The organism is Acinetobacter sp. TUM15071 (assembly GCF_008980925.1).
In the GTDB taxonomy this organism is placed as follows: domain Bacteria; phylum Pseudomonadota; class Gammaproteobacteria; order Pseudomonadales; family Moraxellaceae; genus Acinetobacter; species Acinetobacter dispersus.
Genome location: NZ_BKGB01000003.1, coordinates 257582 through 277961, shown reverse-complemented (window position 1 = coordinate 277961; position 20380 = coordinate 257582). Strand labels below are relative to the sequence as shown.

Sequence of the window (20380 nt, the reverse complement as noted above, 5' to 3'; positions counted from 1 at the left end):
AGACAGATACGGATTTACATCAATAATTTTTGTTTTTAATTTTAATTATCTATTTGATAATAAATACAAAAAATAAAATTAAGTTTTGCTTATTTCTATTTTAAAAAATGAAAAACGAACAAGTTTTATGAAAAATCTATCTGCTAAAACGTCGAGAATTACCCGAATTGAATCCGAACATAAGATCGGTTTACTCTAATTTTAGTAGAGGAAATGGTTTAAATAGATCTCCCGAATATTTTTTCGTAACCTAGCGCTTGCTTTTTAGAAATACGAAAAGAGATGAACCATATTCAAAGAATGTAAAAGGGCAAAAGACGCTCAAGTGAAGTAGGTAGGTGTAGCCATGATTAGCAGCACATTAAAGAAAGGTTTAAGTTTATTTAAATCTAACCCAATAACTGAGCAAATCGATTTTGCGAGTAAAAAAAGTATTCCAATTCGTCACTTGGCCATCGGATTTGAAGGGAAACAAGTTGATCTCTCATTCTATATGAATAATCAATTCGCTACGATTTTCTTCGCGACACTGTCAGTATTTTTGACTTATGGCGAAGACTTGGTAATTGAAACAGCACGTCACCACCGTGATCAATTGAAAGACCCAATCTTAAGACAGCGTGTGACTTCATTGATTGGTCAGGAAGCAATCCATTCCAAACTACATAATGAGTTTAATGATGCAATTGTTGAACTGGATTATCCAGTAAGACTCTATCGTTTCTTGGGTGAACAATTTTTTGATCACATTTTTTTGAAATTCCCGCAACCTTTGAAGCTGTCATTGATGGCTGGGATTGAGCATTTTACTGCTGTACTGGCAGAGTACATGATGGCGCATGAGCAGAATTTCTATTTCTCTGATGATGCGAAAACACGTGCATTATGGATGTGGCATATGCTTGAAGAATCAGAGCATAAAGATGTTGCCTATGATGTTTATCAAACATTGAATGGTAACTATGCCTTACGTGTTTCAGGCTTCTTCTTGGCTTATTTCACCATTCTTGGATTGATCCCGTTTTCAGCAACCATGGTACCTATCTTACGTAAGCCACAAGAAATGTTGACTTCGAAATTCTGGAAAGATGCAAGACGTGGCGTCAAGCTGATCTTTAGTCCGAAGGATGGTGTTTTTGGAAGTACTCAGGGTCGTATTTTTGATTATTTACGTACTGATTTTCATCCAAATGATCATGATGCGACAGCTTATTTTGAATATTACGAAAAGAAACTTTTATCCGAGGGCGGTGCATTGCATCCATTCTTTGTGAAAGAGTTTACACCAAAGGTACAAGCGGCTTAATGCTGAATTAAGTATGCACAGTATGCATGTCATTGTGCGCTGAATTGGCAGAAAAGCTCAGCGTGCGATGAGCAGTTTGGTTCTTGTTGCCTATATTGTCGTCATGCACTATGCAACCAAGCAATCTTATCCAGTCGCTGTATGTAGAGATATACAAATTGGCTAAGCCTTTTAAGTTGTAATGCAGTTTTAGGGGATCAAGATATGGTCGCTCAAGTTCTTCGAAATGTCTTCTCAGACAAACTCAGTAGCAAATATCAGGGCATTATTCAAAATCTTGCGAATAAGTCACCGATTCCAATTCGCCATTTTGATTTTAAATTCAATCCAGCAGAATTGGATGAAAGATTCTTTTTAAATAAAGAGCTTGCCACCTCTTATTTTCATGCTTTATCCATCTTTCTCACTTTTGGTGAAGATGTAGTAATTGATACTGCACGTCATCATCGTGACTTTATTGAAGATCCGATTTTAAAACAACGACTCACATCTTTGATTGGACAAGAAGCAATTCATTCAAAAATCCACAATCAGTTTAATGATGAAGTCTTGAAAGAAAATGGTTATCCAGTTGAGCTCCTTCGCGCAATTGCAGGGAAAGTTTTCGAATATGGCATCTATAAACTTCCACAGTCGTTACAGCTTTCATTGATGGCAGGCATTGAACATTATACCGCTGTACTTGCCGAATTCATGATGCAGCACGAAGAATACCTGTTGGGTTCTCAAGACGAAAGACAGCGTGCCATGTGGATGTGGCATATGTTGGAAGAGTCTGAGCATAAAGATATTGCGTACGATGTCTTTCTTGAGTTATCCGGTAATTACTGGCTCAGAATTACAGGTTTCTTGTTGGCAAGCTTAACCATCCTAGGTGGTGTGTCATTGGGTGGTTATCTAATGCCGTTTGTACGTAAGCCGAGCAACCTGATTAATCCTCGTTATATGAAAGATATTGTGGAAAGCACAGCTTTACTGTTCGGTAGCGAGCGTGGGGTATTTGGAAGTAGCTTTATGCACATTCTTGAATATTTACGCCCAAGTTTTCATCCCAATGACCATGACACTACGGCGTATATGGCGTATTACAAAGAACGTTTATTAAACCCTGAAACAGGTTTATTAAGTCCTTATTTCCTTAAAGAGTTTGTACCACCTGTACGTGCAGCAACTGCATAACTTGGTCCATATCCATACGAAAAGATTGGAAAACAAAGATGAAATTATTCGGGAAAAAATCCAAGCCAAGCCAAAAAGCATTTGCTGTGGTGACTGGTGCAGGAAGCGGGATTGGTCGTAGTTTTGCACTTGAACTGGCAAAACGTGGCGGCACAGTGGTGTGTTCGGACATTAACCTTGATGCAGCAAAAGAAACAGTCAGTTTAGTTGAGGCACTTGGAGCCAAAGCCTTTGCTGTGCAATGTGATGTGGCCAAAGAAGAGCAAGTCAATCAGTTGGCAGAACAGGCCCAACAATTGATGCAGAATCCAGTCACATTGGTGATTAATAATGCAGGAATCGGGCTAGGAGGCAAGTTTGATGAAATGTCTTCTGAAGATTGGCATTGGTGCATGAATATTAATTTATGGGGTGTAATCCACGGCTGCCGTGCTTTTGTACCGAAGTTTAAACAACTTGGACATGGTGCAATTATTAATGTGGCTTCCGCTGCATCTTATACTGCTGCACCAGAAATGACCGTCTATAACGTATCTAAAGCAGGTGTTCGTGCCTTGTCAGAAACACTTTCGGCTGAACTGCGAAAATCGAATATCAAGGTCAATGTGCTTTGTCCAACCTTAGTCCCGACCAATATCATTAAAAATGGCAAAGTCCCGCATAAAGGGCTTTTAGATTATGCCCTTACCAATTTGGCTTTTACCACCAGTGACAAGGTGGCCAAACTGACTTTGGATCGTTTGGATAAAGGTGAGCTTTATACCATTCCACAAATCGATGCCAAGTTGTTTTGGTTAATGAAACGTACTGCACCCAATTTATATGCAAAATTCTTAGGCACATCGTACCGATTTATGAAGTAATTGCCTCGGATAAAAGATTTTAAATACTGAAATAAGATGAACCTCGATTAGCGACAGGCTTATTTCAGTTGAACGAATAAAGGATATTTTTAAATGACAGCTCAAGCAAAAAAATTAAACTCAGCTGAAGGAAAGGCTTTACCACAACACATCTATGATAGTTTTATCGTAGGCGCGGGGATTTCGGGTATCGCAACTGCAATTCGTCTTGATCAAGTAGGTTATAGCAACTACAAGATCATTGAGAAAGCGACACGCGTAGGGGGAACTTGGCGCGAAAATACCTACCCAGGTTGTGGCTGTGATGTACCATCGGCGTTGTATTCATATTCATTTGCACCAAGTGCAAAATGGAGTCATTTGTTCGCTCGTCAGCCAGAGATTCTGAGCTATTTAGAAGAAGTGAGCGAAAACTTTAATGTCAGCTCAAAAATTGAATTTGGTACAGAGCTATTGAATGCAGCATGGGATAAAGAGCGCAATCTATGGGTGATTGATACCAATAAAGGTCAAAACTTATCGAGAACTGTGGTTTTTGCAACGGGTCCAATTACCGAGGCGCAAATTCCAAAACTTGAAGGTTTGGAAACCTTTAAAGGTGAAATGTTCCATTCTGCGAAATGGAACCATGATTACGATCTAACTGGCAAGCGTATTGCTGTGATTGGAACCGGTGCTTCTGCGATTCAGTTTGTTCCTCAGATTCAGCCTTTGGCAAAAGAGTTGTATGTCTATCAACGTACAGCTCCTTGGGTGGTACCAAAGCCCGACACTGATTTAGGTGATGTCAGTAAAGCCCTGATTGAAAAATTTCCATTGATTCAAAAGACATGGCGTCAAACAGTTGCTCAGTCTTTAAATGCGATCAATTTTGGTTTACGTAACCCAGCAGTACTTAAGCCTGTTGGAGAATTGGCGAAATTGATTTTACGTTTCCAAATTGAAGATCCTGAATTACGTAAAAACGTAACACCGAACTTTACTATTGGCTGTAAACGTCTATTGTTCGCCAACAATTACTATCCAGCATTACAACAACCGAATACCAAACTGATTCCACATGGATTGGTAAAAGTAGAAGGTAATACTGTGGTGTCTGCGAATGGTGAACGTCATGAAGTGGACGTGATTATTTGGGGAACAGGCTTTGAGGTGTCTCATCCACCGATTGGCAAACGTGTCTCAAATGAAAAAGGCGAATGCCTGAATGATCTTTGGAAAAGCAGTTCACCAGAAGCGTATTTAGGTACCAGTATTGAGAATGTCCCGAATGCTTTCTTGGTTTTAGGACCAAATGTTTTGGTGTATGACTCATTCATTGGTTTGGCTGAAGCACAACTTGATTATATCGTTGATGGCCTACTGAAAATCAAAGAAAAAGGCATCGCCAAGCTGAACATCAAGCCTGAAGTGATCAAGCATCATAATGAGCTCGTGCAAAAACATCTTAAAACTACGGTGTTTAACGCGGGTGGATGTAAGAGTTACTACTTGGATGCCAATGGCCGTAACTTTGCTGCATGGCCGTGGTCATTGAAAAAGTTAAAGCAACGTTTGAAACGTATGGACTTAAATGATTATCAAGTGACCTATCAAACTGAAAAAACTAAATAATTTTTAATTTAGTCATTAATAAGCAGTAAATTTTGTCTAGCGATGGAATTTGCTGCTTATTTTTTGCAAGATAGCAATAAAAATGGGGAATTAAAATGAAAGAAGGACAATCGAGTCGTACGGCTGAAGCAGCTGCAGCATTACGTGCCAATCATTTTCAAAATGCTGAAAATCCAGTTTTTTCTGACCCTTTTGCATTTGAGCTAACCAGTAAGGGCTGGAAGAAACTGTTAACCACTCCGCTAACTGTAAAAGTAATGAACTCCGCTGTGTTTAACCGTACTTTTGGTTTGTTGACTGGACAGGTGGTTGGGCGTTCAAGATATGCGGAAGATTTACTTGAACAAGCAATGGCGCAGGGGATTCAACAGTATGTGCTCGTAGGAGCAGGCCTAGATTCTTTTACCTTACGACAGGCCCAGAAATACCCACGGTTAAAAATATTTGAAGTAGACCATCCAGATACCCAAGCAGCAAAACAACGCAAACTACGCCAATATGGCGCACTTCCAGCGAATGTTGAATTTGTTGCGATTGATTTTGAAAAAGAATCAATTGCAGATGCTTTAGCACGAAGTACCTTTAAGCAGGATCAATCTGCTTTTTTTTCATGGTTAGGGACGACACATTATCTAGAACCAGCAACAACCTTAAATACGTTGGCAAGTATTTCTCAAATAGCGGCAGAGGGAAGCGAAGTGGTCTTGGATTACTCGGTTGACTATCGAGAGTTGGAGGGCATAGAGCGTTTAGGTACCTTGTTTGTGTCGCAATTTACTCGGTTTTTAAAAGAACCATTAAAAGGGCAGTTTAGATCAAAGACATTGCATCAGGCAGTAGAACAAATGGGGTATATCGTCACTGAGGATCTATCAGGGGATGGATTAACTGAACGTTATTTTCAGGGACGGCCAGATCATATCCGTCATACGGTTGCGACACATATGTTGCATCTGCAATTGATCAAAACTTAATTTTTATCCTGTACAAACAGAATAAAAAGCCCTTTAATTCTATACCGCGAATTAAAGGGCTTTTTGCTTAACGACGTTTATTATAAAGCGCTAATGCAGCTGGTAAGTTTTTACGCATATCGCTAATACGTTGCGTATTTGATGGATGTGTTGATAAGAACGAGCTACCACCAGCACCATCTAAACGATTCATTTTTTCCCAAAGACTAATCGCCGCATTTGGGTTATAGCCAGCTTTCGCCATCAACATTAAGCCACCGTAATCAGCACGGCTTTCCAAGTTACGAGAGTAAGGTAGACCAACACCCACTTGGCTGCCCAAATCGATTGCCGCGCTGCCTAGATCACCTATGCTGCTACCTGCGTATGATTTACCGATACCAATCGCAAGATTTGTTAAAGCCTGAGCACCAATTTTACTTTTTGCGTGTTCTTCTAAAGCATGTGTCATCTCATGACCCATAATTGCCGCAATCTCGTCATTGGTCAAATTCAGCTTGTTGACAATACCTGTATAGAAAACTACTTTGCCGCCTGGCGCAACATAAGCATTGACGGTATCTGATTTTAATACAGCCAACTGCCAGTCAAAGCGTTGACCAGTCTGGTTCATTTGGTCTGCATAAGGCTTTAAGCGTTGGAAGACAGTATTAATTCGTTGATAAGTACTTGAGCTGCTATCCAGTTGGTTCTTGGCACGCGCTTCTTGTGTCATTTTAGCGAAGCCTTGTGCGGATTGAGCATTCAAGGTTGCACTGTCAGCACCTGCCATATCTGCGAAAGATGCGCAGCCAGAAATTGTCATTACAGTAACAGCGCAAAGGCTCAAAGCTAACTTCTTCATACTTATTCTCTCCAAATCAGTATCTTATGAATATAGTCGTAATTAGGGAGGATTATAAAAAATGTTGACAGCAGTTAACATTCTGAATACCTCTATAATCATTGTAATTATGTAATCAGCAACAGTTATCTGCTTGATTGAAAAACTAAAGCCAGTGACGGGCACTGGCTTTAGTTCGAATTAATTTAATCTTAGATCAAATTAATCCTCTTCATCATATTCTTCTTCAGTAAAAGTATTTTCTTCCAAAGAAGCATCAAAAATTAAGATTGCCTTACCATCAGTTTGAATCATGCCTTGATCTTCAAGCGTTTTGAGTACGCGTCCAACCATTTCACGAGAACAACCCACGATACGACCAATTTCTTGACGTGTAATACGAATCTGACGACCATTCGGCAAAATCATTGCTTCAGGTTGCGCAGATAAGTCAATTAAACAGCGAGCGATACGACCAGATACATCGATGAATGCAAGATCTGTTACTTTACGCGTTGTATTTTTAAGGCGACGTACCAGTTGAGCAAACACAGCGTAACTTAGATCTGGGTACTGTTTACTTAACTCATGGAAATTGTCATAAGAAATTTCTGCAATTTCACATACATCTCTAGTACGTACTTCTGCGGTACGCTGAGGGTTCTTTTCAAAAAGCCCCATTTCACCAAAGAAGTCACCTGGGTTTAGGTAGGCAACGACGATTTCACGTTCATCATCTTCACGTAAAATAATTGACACTGAACCTTTTAATATTAAATACAGTGATTTTGATTCAGTTCCAGCGTCAACAATCGCGGTGCGTTTAGGGTATCTGTTAATATGAGCACGTTTTAGCAATGCTTTAACTGATTCAGGTAGTTGACCTGGAGACAAAGCATCAGTGCTAAGTTGTGAAAAATTTGAAGTCATGCTTAAAATTTCCGAATTTGGATAAAACCGATCGCACAGGCCCTTGCTAGAGCCTTTTCTACACAGAAGAGATGAAATTCCTTATCAACTCATTTTATGTTAGTGTACAAGAACAGAGTAAATTTATAACGTTTTTCGGGTAGTTGCAATGCAAACAAGTGTACATTGGTTAGAGAATGTTGCTTTTGAGGCAAAATCAGAAAGTGGCCACACTGTGGTGATGGATGGTTCTGCTGAATATGGGGGTGAAAACCGTGGTCCACGTCCTATGGAATTGATTTTAATGGGACTTGGTGGGTGTGCTTCGTTTGATATTGTGACCATTTTAAAGAAATCTCGCCAAGATGTGACGGGTGTCGTATGTCAGCTGAAAGCAGAAAGAGCAGATTCGATTCCAGCCGTGTTCACTAAAATTCATTTACATTTCGTGGTGACAGGTAAAGCGGTAAAAACCAAGCAAGTTGAAAAAGCAGTTGAACTTTCGGCGGAGAAATATTGTTCGGCGAGCAAAATGCTTGCGGACGGTGGTGTTGAAATTACCCATGATTTTGAAATTGTTGAAGCTGCATAAAGCTTAAATTATTAAGTTTTTCTAAAAAGTGATCTATTTTTATAGATCACTTTTTCTATAAGCTTTTCTTTTTATTTTAGAAATAATTGTGGGTCTACCCGAGCATTATTTAGACTCATACCCCAATGTAAATGAGCCCCCGTGACTCGTCCAGTATTTCCTACTAAGCCAAGCATTTCACCCTGATGAATGCGTTGTCCTTTTTCTACGTTAATTTTACTTAGATGACAGAACATACTGATTAAACCTTGCCCATGGTCAATCAGGACTGTATTGCCATTAAAGAAATAGTTTCCAGTTTGCACCACGATACCATCAGCAGGCGCAATTACTTTTTGACCAGTTGGGGCTGGAATGTCCAAACCTGAGTGTGGAGCACGCTCTTCACCATTAAAAAAGCGTTTACGGCCAAAAGAGTTGCTAAATTTACCTGCTGTAGGGCGGATAAAATTCGGGAAACTGTTCCATGTGCTTTGACTAAAAGAGTTATAAATATCATTTTGCTCTTTTGCTTCACGTGCATAACGATCCAGTTGCTCTTGCTTTGGATTGACATAGTCTTGGTTTTTGACGGTTAAACGCTGCTCAGCATATGGATATGGCTTAAGCTCAATTTGAATTGGACTATTATTGGTTTTTAAGGTGAGTGTCCCTAAAGGCGCGGATAAAGGGATACCAAACACCGCATAACGTTGGGAACCTTCCTGTGTAATGAGTACAGGATTTTGTTCATAAAAAACTTGAGTGGTATGTGCTTCTAGAGGAATAACCGCGATTCCACCAGCCCGTCTCGAATCTTGTGGCAGTTGCGCATAAGCAACATGAAGCGGCAGAAGACAAGTAGCGACAAGATAAATTTTTTTTAAATACATGGTCATCATGATGAATAAAGAAAGCTGTAAGCTAAAAGGTTCTGCTTAAATGTACAAGCTTGCTGCTGTGCAAAACAGATTAGGTAGCAAAATTATACAAAATATACTTGAAATAGATTGTTTTTGTACCCATATTAATGCCGAGTCTTATATTTTTGATTTTATATAAAATATTGAAAAATATATAAATTTTATTTGAAATTTTAAAAAGTGTTCCCATCTAAGTGATAAGTTAAAAATTTGTTGTGAGGAATAACAAGAATGCGATTTGAAAAATTTACAAACCGCTTACAGCAAGCACTCTCAGATGCACAATCATTGGCTATGGGTAAAGATCACACTGCAATAGCAGGGATTCATATCTTAACATCTTTATTAGAAGAGCCAGCCAATCTGAGTTTATTGCAACAAGCGGGCGCACGTTTACCTGAGTTAAAGCAGAAACTTGAACAAGCGGTGCAAAATGCACCAACTTTGGCAAATCCGACAGGTGATATCAATCTGAATCCTGAGGCGGTTAAGGCACTCAATTTAGCTGACCGCTATGCACAGAAAGCAGGTGATGAGTTTTTATCTACGGATTGGGTTTTACTTAGCTTGGCAGAAACGGGCGAAACCAAAACTATTTTAAATAGTGTTGGTGTGTCACCAGAAAGTTTACGTAAGGTAATTGAAAATATTCGAGGAAATGACAAAGTCATGAGTAATAATCACGAAGATCAACGTGACTCACTAAATAAATATACCATCGATTTGACTGAGCGTGCCTTGGCAGGGAAGTTAGACCCTGTGATTGGTCGAGATGATGAGATCCGTCGTACTATTCAGGTGCTATCTCGTCGTACTAAAAATAACCCTGTACTGATTGGTGAACCAGGGGTCGGTAAAACTGCGATTGTTGAAGGGTTAGCGCAGCGTATTATCAATGGTGAAGTACCAGAAAGCTTAAAGAATAAGCGTGTACTGTCACTCGACTTGGGTTCATTACTTGCAGGTGCAAAATATCGTGGTGAATTTGAGGAACGTTTAAAAGCAGTTCTTAAAGACTTAGCAAAACATGAAGGTGAAATCATCCTGTTTATCGACGAGCTACATACGCTTGTTGGCGCAGGTAAAGGTGATGGCGCGATGGATGCAGGTAATATGCTAAAACCTGCTTTGGCACGTGGTGAGCTCCGTTGTGTGGGCGCGACCACTTTAGATGAGTACCGTCAATACATCGAAAAAGATGCTGCGCTTGAGCGTCGTTTCCAGAAAGTGTTGGTGGATGAGCCGAGTGTAGAAGATACCATCGCGATCCTACGTGGTCTAAAAGAGAAATATGCGACCCATCACGGGGTACAAATTTTAGACTCAGCGATTATAGCTGCTGCGAAAATGTCACATCGCTATATCACTGATCGTCAGTTACCAGATAAGGCAATTGATTTGATTGATGAAGCTGCATCACGTATCAAGATGGAGATCGACTCTAAGCCAGAAGCTTTAGATAAATTAGATCGCCGTTTGATTCAATTAAAAATGCAGCTTGAAGCGGTGAAAAAAGATGAAGATGTCGGCAGTAAAGCCGAAGTCAATCATCTTGAACAGCAAATTGCCGAAAAGCAAAAAGAGTACAATGATTTAGAAGAGATTTGGAAAGCTGAAAAAACACTGGTTGAAGGTGATAAAAAAGCACAAGTCGAACTGGATCAAGCGCGTAGTGCCTTGGAAAAAGCCAAACGTGAAGGCGATCTGGCTGAAGCTGCACGTTTGCAATATGGAGTTATTCCAGAGTTGCAGAAGCGCTTAGAGCAAGCTGAAGTTGCAGAGGAAAATGAAGAACCGAAGTTGATTCGTACCAAAGTCACTGAAAATGAGATTGCTGAAGTCGTGAGTGCGGCTACAGGTATCCCTGTGACGAAAATGCTGCAAGGTGAACGTGAAAAACTTCTGAAAATGGAAGAGTTTTTACATAATCGTGTGGTGGGACAAGATGAAGCTGTGGTTGCAGTGTCTAATGCAGTCCGTCGTTCACGCGCCGGCTTATCTGACCCAAATCGTCCAAGTGGATCATTCTTGTTCCTTGGTCCAACAGGGGTCGGTAAAACGGAGTTAACCAAAGCATTGGCAAACTTCCTGTTTGATAGTGATGATGCCATGATTCGTATCGATATGAGTGAGTTCATGGAAAAACACTCTGTCAGTCGTTTGGTCGGTGCGCCTCCGGGCTACGTGGGTTATGAAGAAGGTGGTGTTTTAACTGAAGCCGTACGTCGTAAGCCATATAGTGTAGTGTTGTTTGATGAGGTGGAAAAAGCGCATCCAGATGTGTTCAATATTTTATTGCAAGTCTTGGATGATGGTCGTTTAACTGATTCGCAAGGTCGTGTGATCGACTTTAAAAATACGGTGATCGTAATGACTTCTAATCTGGGTTCACAAGATGTACGTGAGCTGGGTGAAGGGGCGACTGATGATGAGGTAAGAACTGTGGTTATGAATGCGGTAACACAGCATTTCCGTCCAGAGTTTATTAACCGTATTGACGAATTGGTGATTTTCCATTCACTGCAAAAAGCACAGATTCGTGGTATTGCCGATATCCAGTTAGATCGCTTACGTTCACGTTTGAGCGATCGAGATATGGGCTTAACTGTAGATGATACTGCTTTCGATCTATTGATCGATGCTGGTTTCGATCCGATCTACGGTGCTCGTCCTTTGAAACGTGCAATTCAGCAACAAGTGGAAAATAGTTTGGCTCAAAAAATCCTGTCTGGTGAATTCCAAGCTGGAGATAACATTTTAATCAAAGGTGAAAATGGTCATCTGATTTTCGATAAAATGAAACTGAGTTAAGCAGAAATTTTTATGTTTGACCAAAAAAGATGGTGATGAAAGTCACCATCTTTTTTTATATTGGTGCAACTGGTCTGATTTTTTCAGGAATATTACCAATGATATTGCGACTTGATGAAAAACTTGATAGTTTCTTGAGCAAATAAGAAAAAAATTCAGGATGAATTGCAATGGAAAATAGCAGACATCATTGCACATATACTTGTGTAATTTTGTTGATAACCGCTCTATCTTCAATGGTGAATGCTGCACAGCCATTGAATGAGGGAACACTCGCCTTACAAACTGGCGTGCTGAATAATGCGCTCCCCAGTATTATCATTAAAGCTCAACAAGATGCGTTAAAACCTGAAGAAGAACGTTGGCGTTCACAGCGTATCTTAAGTGATAAATATTTAGGTGATATTCGAGTCAATACGATTTTAGATGGGGCGCTTTCTTCTCACGAAGAGCAAAAGAAAATATTGGCTGTTGATACAAGAGATAAGGATAAGAGAGAGGCTACGATTAAGCCGCATGCACAGCCACCTGACCGTTACATGATTTATGAATTTGAATCAGGTAACGTTCACGTGACTTACAATGATGAGACTAAAGCTGAACTAGTAATTAAATAGCTGGGTGTTGAATTTTCCAAGCACGATGAATCTTTTGATTGCGTTTGAAATCTAGACCAATCGTTTCAGAGGTGATTTCTTCAACTTGATACATCGCCTCAATTTCTTCGTCTAGCTCAAAACCGCGATAGTTATTGGAGAAGTACAAAGTCCCATCACTGGTTAAACGGTTCATTGCTCGTTTAAGTAAGGAGATATGATCGCGCTGAACATCAAAAGTTCCATAAAACTTTTTCGAGTTCGAGAAGGTTGGTGGATCAATGAAGATTAAATCATACTGTTCATGGCCTTCTTTTAACCATTCAAAGCAATCACTTGCAAAGAACATATGCTGTTCATCGGCATGATCGACAGTTAAACCATTCAGCACAAAGTTTTCTTTTGACCAATTTAAGTAAGTATTGGATAAATCGACACTGGTCGTACTTGCTGCGCCACCTAAAGCAGCATGTAAACTTGCTGTAGAGGTGTAGCTATAAAGATTTAAGAAATGCTTGCCACGTGCTTCTTTGGCAATTCTCAGACGAATTTGACGGTGATCCAAGAATAAGCCCGTATCTAAGTAGTCGGTCAGGTTCACTAAAATTCGTGCATCACCTTCTTGAACAATAAAGCGCTTAGAAGCTGTACTTTGCTTAGTATATTGCGTCGTACCTGCCTGTCTTGCACGTGTTTTGATGAAAATAGCATCACGGTTTAAGCCTGTCACAGCACGGATTGCAGCAAGACCAAGGTTAAAACGCTTTTTAGCTTTTTCTGGATCAATGGTTTTCGGTGGTGCGTATTCTTGCACATGCAAACGATCGCCATATAAATCGACTGCAATATTGAAATCAGGCAAATCTGCATCATAAAGACGTAAACAGTAGACGTTCTCTTTCACAGCCCATTTCTTCAATGCCTGCATATTTTTCTGCAAACGATTGGTAAAGTCTTCAGCACCTTCAATTTTTTCAAATTGTTGTGGTTGCCAAGAAGCTAAAAATGGTTGGGTAACTGTTGCAGGCTTGACTGTACCAAAACGAACGTAAATTGGTAATTTACCATTCATCAAACGTAAAATTTGAGGATCGTTAAAGGCAAGAACATCAGCTTGTTCAACTTGGGCAGCAATAATCGCTGCGCGTTGATTTGGGAAATTCTTTTGTAATAAGGCAGATAAGCCTAAGTAGAGCGAGCGGTTAGACGCTTTGTCACCTAAACGTTCACCATACGGTGGATTGGTCACGATAAAGGCTTTTTTACCTTCAGCATGGAAGTCATCCCAGTCTGCTAAAGTGCGTTCTTCAATTTGGATCTTATCCAGTAAATTTTCAAAGCCAGCGGCAATAATATTTTGACGTGTTGCTTTTACTGCTTCCCAGTCTGCATCATAAGCATAGAACTGCGGAAGCGGTTGCTGTAATGCTTTCTCATGGCGTTCAGCAGCTTCAGCTTTGAGCGTCATCCACAATTCATTGTCGTGTCCATGCCAACCATTAAAACCAAAACGGCGAACTAAACCGGGTGCACGATCAGTCAAAATTAATAAAGATTCAATAATAAATGTACCTGAACCACACATTGGGTCGAGGATAATGTCAGGCTGATATTGTGCGAGTTGTGCTTTTTGTAGAATCGCAGCCGCCAAATTTTCTTTGATTGGTGCTTCAGTCATAAAACGACGATAGCCACGTTTATGTAAAGAATCACCAGAGAGATCTAGGCAATAGGTGTGTTCGGTTTTACCTGCCAATGCGTACAGTGTAATTTCTGGTTGCTTAATATCAATACTTGGACGCTTACCGACTGCTTCCATAAAGGAATCAACCACACCGTCTTTTACACGTAAGGTCGCAAATTGTGAATTTACCTTAATATCACGTTCTATATGCAAGCGCACCGCAAAGGTACTTTGTGGTGCAAAAATGAGTGACCAGTCAAAGCTGATTGCACCTTCATAGAGTTCTTCGGCTACATCACGAGCATCGTGCGTATGTTCCAATTCATGTGTATGAATCGGTAAAAGCACTCGAGAGGCTAAACGAGACCACATACAAATGCGGTATGCATTTTCCAATGTACCTTTAAATACTAAACGCCCCGCAAAACGCTGGATATTTTGAATGCCTAAATCTTCAAGCTCTTGTTGTAATAAGGTTTCAAGCCCGTCCGCACAGGTGACCCAATAGTCTGTTAGACGTGGTTTAGCGTTCATTCAAATTTCCAAAACATTTTTAGCAATCGGCTATTTTAACTGATTTTTATTGGTTCTGTCGGTGCATATTTGTTTGATTGTCAGGTTTATCACCTAATAATTACACTTTTTTATCTATTGGGCTTAGATAACACGGTATTACAAGTGCGATGTATTTCATTTTTATCAACTATTTCATTAAATAGTTGGTACATCTTTTGCTTTTAAATTTGCAGCACATAAGTGAACGATTTTACTTAAAACTGATGAAATTTAAGAATTTTAATTTGATGGCTGTGAGGATGTTATGAAAGAAAGCATGAATAGCGAAGTATCGGTCAATGCTGAAGCTTTTACGATTGCAACTCAAATGTATGTCCGCTTAAGACGAGTTTGTGGTCGTGTGATTGATGTAATGTATTTAGTCAATAATCAAGATTATGCTAAACATGTGCTTGAAGTTGCCCTAGCAACTGAGGATCAAGAATTGGCACGATTTGTAGCTCGTTTAAGTCCATTGATTGATCTATATGCCGAGCCAAGTTTTGCCGCACTAGAAGTAAAAGCCGAAGCTAAAAAAGTAAAAGCTGAGGTTTTAGAAACTTATTCAGTAGAAGTCACTGAAGAGGAAATATATCAGGCGCAGGTTCATCATCATTATATTGGCGCGTTACGCTAAGCGCTAAGTCTTTTAAAGAATAGAAAATAAAGGATGTAAGAGGGGAATTACATCCTTTTTACTTAAGTGCTGAAAACTTCAACTACGAATGAAATCTAAAGTCTGTATAATGCGTTAACTTAACGTGTTAGGAATCTCTTATGCACTTGGCGGCATTGCATACTTTGAGTCAGATCCAGCTCAATCAACAAGGAAATCTAAAACACTTTTTAACAATTGAAGGTCTTTCCAAAGAAACTTTAACTAAGATTTTAGATACAGCGCAAAGCTTTTTAGATGAAAATAATAATTTGATCAACCGTCCGTTACTTGAAGGGCTGACGGTCATGAATCTATTCTTTGAAAACTCCACTCGTACTCGTACCACCTTTGAGGCAGCTGCAAAACGTTTGTCTGCCAATGTCTTGAATATAGATATTGCACGTTCAAGTACCTCTAAGGGTGAAACTCTGCGTGACACACTGTGGAACTTGGAAGCAATGGCCGCGGATATTTTTGTGGTTCGCCATTCATCATCTGGTGCAGCACACTTTATTGCTAAAGATGTGTGTCCGAAAGTTGCGATTATTAACGCGGGTGATGGTCGTCATGCGCATCCAACCCAAGCAATGTTGGATATGTTGACCATTCGTCGTGAAACTAAAAAGCCTTTTGAAGAATTAACCGTTGCGATTATCGGTGACATTAAACATTCACGCGTGGCTCGTTCAAATGTTGCAGCATTACAAACATTGGGTTGTAAAGATATTCGTGTGATTGCACCGAATACACTTTTGCCAGTGGGCTTTAATGAATATGGCGAGCACGTGCGTCTGTTTAACAAAATGGATGATGGTGTGAAAGACTGTGATGTGATCATTGCATTGCGTATTCAAAATGAGCGTATTGATTCACCAGCCTTATCTTCACAGGCTGAGTTTTACAAAATGTATGGCCTGAATAAAGAGCGCCTTGCATTGGCTAAACCTGATTGTATCGTGATGCATCCAGGACCGATGAACCGAGGTGTTGAAATTGATTCAAGTGTTGCGGATGGTGATCAATCAGTGATTTTGAAACAGGTCACCAATGGTATTGCAGTTCGTATGGCAGTACTTGCACTTGCGATGCAAGGCCAGTTACAAGAACAAGGTTTAATTGAAGCGATTGCACTGTAAGGGATAGAACACATGAGTATTGTAAAAATTGAAAATGTCCGTGTGCTCGATCCAATTCAAAAAACTGATCAAGTCAAAACGGTTTATATCGAAAACGGTAAATTGATTGATGCAGTAGATCAAGTCGATGAAAGCATTGATGGGCAAGGTAAGTGGTTAATGCCAACTATGGTGGACTTGTGCGCGCGATTGCGTGAACCTGGCCAGCAACAACATGGGACTTTAAAATCAGAAGGTAAAGCGGCACGTGCCAATGGTATTTTGCATGTGATTACACCACCTGATTCTAAGCCGATTGTTCAAGACAATGGTGCTTTAATTCATGGTCTGATTGAAAAAGCACAATTAGATGGTGGAATTTATCTACAGATTATTGGCGCACAAACCCAAGGTTTGAATGGAAAACAACCTGCCAACATGGCGGGATTAAAGAAGGGTGGCTGTACTTCAGTTTCAAATGCCAATGCTGCTTTTGAAAATGATGATGTGGTGATTCGTACACTTGAATATGCTGCTGGTTTAGGTTTGACGGTGATCTTCTATGCAGAAGAACCACAAATTGCCAAAGATGGCTGCGCACATGAAGGTTTTATTGCGTCTCGTCAAGGCTTGCCAATGATTCCTGCGATTGCTGAAACCGTCGCAATCGCAAAATATTTGTTGATGATTGAAGTGACAGGCGTAAAAGCACATTTTGGTCTTCTATCTTGTGGTGCATCTGTTGAACTGATTCGTATCGCAAAAGCCAAAGGTTTGCCTGTTACTGCCGATGTTGCGATGCATCAACTGCATTTAACAGAGCAATTGACTGATGGTTTTAATTCACTTGCACATGTACGCCCGCCGTTGCGATCTGAACAAGATAAAGCTTTATTGCGCCAAGGTGTTAAAGACGGTGTGATTGATGCGATTTGTACTCATCACGAACCATTGAGTAGCTCTGCTAAAATGGCTCCTTTCGCTGAAACGCAACCGGGTATTACTGCATTTGATACTTATGTCGGTCTCGGTGTACAGCTGATTCAAGAAGGTGTATTTGAGCCATTAGAATGGGTTGAAAAAGTCACGTCAATTCCAGCACAAGTTGTCAATATGACGGAACGCTGGCAGCAAGAAGCGGGCTGGGTCTTGGTTGATCCAGAACTCAAATGGACTGTTTCTAAAGAAACCATTGTTTCTCAAGGCAAAAATACACCCTTACTTGGTCAGCAGTTGACAGGTAAAGTATTGGCGACTTTTGCATAAACGAATGTGAAATAAGCAGAATAAGACACAAAAGTCTTATTCTGCTTTGTAAAGTGTGATGTAGATATTGTATTTAAATTTTACAAATGTAGATAAAAATAAAAGAATTAGATTAAAGTAATAAAATAAATGAGATATACCTTACATAAAATTATAAAAACGAGAAATAAATTATTTAAATAATTGGAGCTTAATAACATGTCTATAAATCCAATGGAGTTACTTAAACAAAAAGTTTCATCTGTGATTGTGAACGACCAAACTTGTTTGGTAAATGAAAAAAATGATGTCCTATCAAGGTTTTATCCTGTTTTTTTGCATCGCTTTTTAGAAAAGCCTGAATTGGTCGATCAATTAAAAGAAAAGCTTACCCCATCTATCTTTGACTTGTTGGAAGGAAATGAACGGGTAAAAAATGCATTGCTTTTGAGGTTGGCGGCAGGAAAAGTTTCGGTTGCAGAGGTTGAACTTACGTTAAATCGAGCAATCCCAAAAAGTTTGGCTGTGCTTTCGAATGAGGTTGGAAATGATGCAATCAGTATTATTTATTATCTGAGAGAACATAAACAATCAATCTATGCATTATTGCCAACGTGGTCTGATGAAGTACTTTCGCTTTTAAATGAAGTAGTTGTTCCAGTACAGTCTATTCAGGAGGAGCCAATAGAACTTGATCTGCCACCTACGAAGAAACCCTATCGTTTTTTTCCATTTCTAACGCTGATTTTTGCAAGTTTTTCATTGATTTGTTTATATCAACTCAGCAAGTGAAAGATTGGATCATTGTAGATAAGCAGCTTCTATCATGTGCTCCACTTTGTAAAGTGTGATGTAAGTATTGTATTTAAATTATATAAAAACGAATAAAAAACACACAAGTGATTAGAATGAAACAGCATTAGTTTGCGTGTAGTTCGCATTTTTCTTAAGCGATCTGAATATTATAAATTTAATGAGTTGGAGTGAATAACAATGTCAATAAACCCAATGGAATTGTTAAAGCAACAAGTGACCTCTGTTGTTGTCAGTGGTCAGGACAGTTTGGCGAACGAAAAAAGTGCGCTGTTATCTAGGTTCTATCCGATTTTTCTTTCCGTATTAGCAGCAAAACCTGAACTTATTCAGAAACTCAAAGAATCAATCTCACCTTCTTTACTCGATTTATTTGGTCACAATGATCAAGTCAAAAATGCACTCTTGTCTAATCTAGCAGGGGGGCAGATTCCACCTGCTGAGGTAGAGCATACTTTAAATCAAGCAATCCCAAAGAGCCTAGTTGCTTTAACCAATGAGGCTGGAAATGACACACAAAGTATTGTGAATTATTTAAAACAGCATGCCGATTCAATTCGCTCACTTTTACCAGCTTGGGCTGTTGGTTTACTTGCACCTTTGGGGCTGGTCTCTAGTAGCTCGGCCTCAGTTTCTAATTTGGCAAATACCGCCACCACGACAGGGACTAAATGGTTACCTATTGTGGCTGTGATTATTCTAGCGTTGTTGGTCGCGTGGTTATGGAAGTCATGTCAACATAAACAAATGGCTGTTCCAGTCAATAATGAGGATTCTTCTGCATCACAAGTAAGTGCTGATGTGGCGCCTGCAAGCTTATCCTTAACTACTGATGCCAATGGTAAGGTTGCACAATGTCAGGTGGGTGTTGGCGATCAAGGATTTTTGGCAAGTATTCAGTCCAAAGTCAAAGAGATTTTCTCTTCCAATCAAGACTGTAGTGTAGATACGGCATCAACGCATGCGGCCACATTTACTGATCAAGCAGGTCTGGCTGGTGTTTTGGGTCTGCTAAAAGGTGTTCCCAATGTTTCATTGGATTGGGTTGGCGATAAAATCACCTTGAAAGGGGCAGATACTGCCAAACTGAATGAGTTACTTGGCAAGATCAAAGGGCTTGTGCCAAACACAGAGGTGATTGTAGAAGCACCTGTGAGCGCAGCCGATTCAGTCAGTAATAGTTTAAATGCTGCTCAAGATGCATTGGCCAATATTGATACCAATAAAGTTGATATTAATGAGGTGATTAAAGCACTTAATTTACAAATTATTAATTTCGCCACAGGGTCAAATCAGATTCCTGATGAAAATAAAGCAATTTTAGATAAAGCTGCGACTTTACTGAAAACAGTCAAAGACGCAAAACTAACCGTTGCTGGTTATACTGACTCGACAGGTAATGCTGATAGTAATAAAGCCTTATCACAAAAACGCGCGCAAGCCGTGGTAGATTATATTGTGAGTCAAGGCGTTGATGCAGCTCAATTGACTGCTGTAGGGCATGGTGCAGATAACCCAGTTGCAGATAATGCAACCGAAGAAGGCCGTTTTAAAAACCGCCGTATTGAGTTTTCAGTGACACCATAATTCATGATTCAGATATGATTTAAAAAGGAGTTATTTTTTTAATAACTCCTTTTATTTTAATTGTTTATTGAGGTAAATATGAGGCTAGATCCATTCGGGTGAATAAAATCCAAGAAAAGACTCGAAAGTATAGATTTAAATTGAGTAGAATACG

Annotated in this window: 17 protein-coding genes; 13 read left to right on the top strand and 4 right to left on the bottom strand. The window is 39.8% G+C overall.

Annotated elements, in window-relative coordinates:
• The first annotated feature begins 346 nt into the window (after positions 1–346).
• The 5 genes from GBI66_RS04760 to GBI66_RS04740 all read left to right on the top strand — a co-directional run bounded on the left by GBI66_RS04760 (position 347) and on the right by GBI66_RS04740 (position 5936).
• Positions 347–1306 (top strand): metal-dependent hydrolase, encoded by a 960-nt coding sequence (locus GBI66_RS04760; protein ID WP_151715331.1) that lies wholly within the window; start codon positions 347–349, stop codon positions 1304–1306.
• Between the two features lie 204 nt (positions 1307–1510).
• Positions 1511–2485: a metal-dependent hydrolase gene (locus GBI66_RS04755; RefSeq protein ID WP_005187543.1), complete on the top strand. Its 975-nt coding sequence runs from the start codon at positions 1511–1513 to the stop codon at positions 2483–2485.
• Positions 2486–2523: 38 nt separating this feature from the next.
• Positions 2524–3348, top strand: coding sequence for an SDR family oxidoreductase (locus GBI66_RS04750; protein WP_005212933.1), 825 nt, complete (start codon positions 2524–2526; stop codon positions 3346–3348).
• A 93-nt stretch (positions 3349–3441) separates the two neighbouring features.
• Positions 3442–4962, top strand: coding sequence for an NAD(P)/FAD-dependent oxidoreductase (locus GBI66_RS04745; protein ID WP_151715330.1), 1521 nt, complete (start codon positions 3442–3444; stop codon positions 4960–4962).
• 95 nt (positions 4963–5057) lie between these two features.
• Positions 5058–5936 carry a class I SAM-dependent methyltransferase gene (locus tag GBI66_RS04740; RefSeq protein WP_151715329.1) on the top strand — a complete coding sequence of 293 codons (879 nt, stop codon included), beginning with the start codon at positions 5058–5060 and terminating at the stop codon, positions 5934–5936.
• 67 nt (positions 5937–6003) lie between these two features.
• Here the strand turns inward: GBI66_RS04740 and GBI66_RS04735 are convergent, their stop codons facing one another.
• Positions 6004–6780, bottom strand: coding sequence for a M48 family metallopeptidase (locus tag GBI66_RS04735; RefSeq protein WP_005187552.1), 777 nt, complete (start codon positions 6778–6780; stop codon positions 6004–6006).
• A 201-nt stretch (positions 6781–6981) separates the two neighbouring features.
• Entirely contained in the window at positions 6982–7689 is a 708-nt protein-coding gene (gene crp / locus GBI66_RS04730) for a cAMP-activated global transcriptional regulator CRP (protein WP_005187555.1), read from the bottom strand.
• A gap of 148 nt (positions 7690–7837) precedes the next feature.
• Between crp and GBI66_RS04725 the strand changes: the two genes are divergently transcribed.
• Positions 7838–8260, top strand: coding sequence for an OsmC family protein (locus GBI66_RS04725; RefSeq protein ID WP_005295012.1), 423 nt, complete (start codon positions 7838–7840; stop codon positions 8258–8260).
• Between the two features lie 71 nt (positions 8261–8331).
• On the opposite strand, the gene GBI66_RS04720 is transcribed toward GBI66_RS04725, so the two are convergent.
• Positions 8332–9132 (bottom strand): M23 family metallopeptidase, encoded by an 801-nt coding sequence (locus GBI66_RS04720; RefSeq protein WP_151715328.1) that lies wholly within the window; start codon positions 9130–9132, stop codon positions 8332–8334.
• Between the two features lie 261 nt (positions 9133–9393).
• On the opposite strand from GBI66_RS04720, the gene clpB reads away from it, so the two are divergent.
• Both clpB and GBI66_RS04710 read left to right on the top strand, forming a co-directional pair.
• Entirely contained in the window at positions 9394–11973 is a 2580-nt protein-coding gene (gene clpB / locus GBI66_RS04715; RefSeq protein WP_005212922.1) for an ATP-dependent chaperone ClpB, read from the top strand.
• Between the two features lie 170 nt (positions 11974–12143).
• On the top strand, positions 12144–12590 hold the full coding sequence (locus GBI66_RS04710) for a hypothetical protein (protein WP_151715327.1): 447 nt from the start codon (positions 12144–12146) through the stop codon (positions 12588–12590).
• Here GBI66_RS04710 and rlmKL read toward each other — a convergent pair.
• The gene (rlmKL, locus tag GBI66_RS04705) at positions 12583–14787 is read right to left on the bottom strand and encodes a bifunctional 23S rRNA (guanine(2069)-N(7))-methyltransferase RlmK/23S rRNA (guanine(2445)-N(2))-methyltransferase RlmL (RefSeq protein ID WP_151715326.1); all 2205 of its coding nucleotides are present in this window, start codon (positions 14785–14787) and stop codon (positions 12583–12585) included. The two genes, GBI66_RS04710 and rlmKL, sit on opposite strands and share 8 nt — an antisense overlap.
• 286 nt (positions 14788–15073) lie before the next feature.
• Between rlmKL and GBI66_RS04700 the strand changes: the two genes are divergently transcribed.
• From GBI66_RS04700 to GBI66_RS04680, 5 genes are all read left to right on the top strand, one after another.
• Positions 15074–15445 (top strand): hypothetical protein, encoded by a 372-nt coding sequence (locus tag GBI66_RS04700; protein ID WP_151715325.1) that lies wholly within the window; start codon positions 15074–15076, stop codon positions 15443–15445.
• Between the two features lie 140 nt (positions 15446–15585).
• The gene (locus GBI66_RS04695) at positions 15586–16602 is read left to right on the top strand and encodes an aspartate carbamoyltransferase catalytic subunit (protein WP_005187574.1); all 1017 of its coding nucleotides are present in this window, start codon (positions 15586–15588) and stop codon (positions 16600–16602) included.
• A gap of 12 nt (positions 16603–16614) precedes the next feature.
• Complete coding sequence (locus tag GBI66_RS04690; protein WP_151715324.1) at positions 16615–17847, top strand: dihydroorotase; 1233 nt, start codon at positions 16615–16617, stop codon at positions 17845–17847.
• 198 nt (positions 17848–18045) lie between these two features.
• Positions 18046–18618, top strand: coding sequence for a hypothetical protein (locus GBI66_RS04685; RefSeq protein WP_151715323.1), 573 nt, complete (start codon positions 18046–18048; stop codon positions 18616–18618).
• A gap of 201 nt (positions 18619–18819) precedes the next feature.
• On the top strand, positions 18820–20226 hold the full coding sequence (locus tag GBI66_RS04680; protein WP_151715322.1) for an OmpA family protein: 1407 nt from the start codon (positions 18820–18822) through the stop codon (positions 20224–20226).
• The last annotated feature ends 154 nt before the right edge of the window (positions 20227–20380 follow it).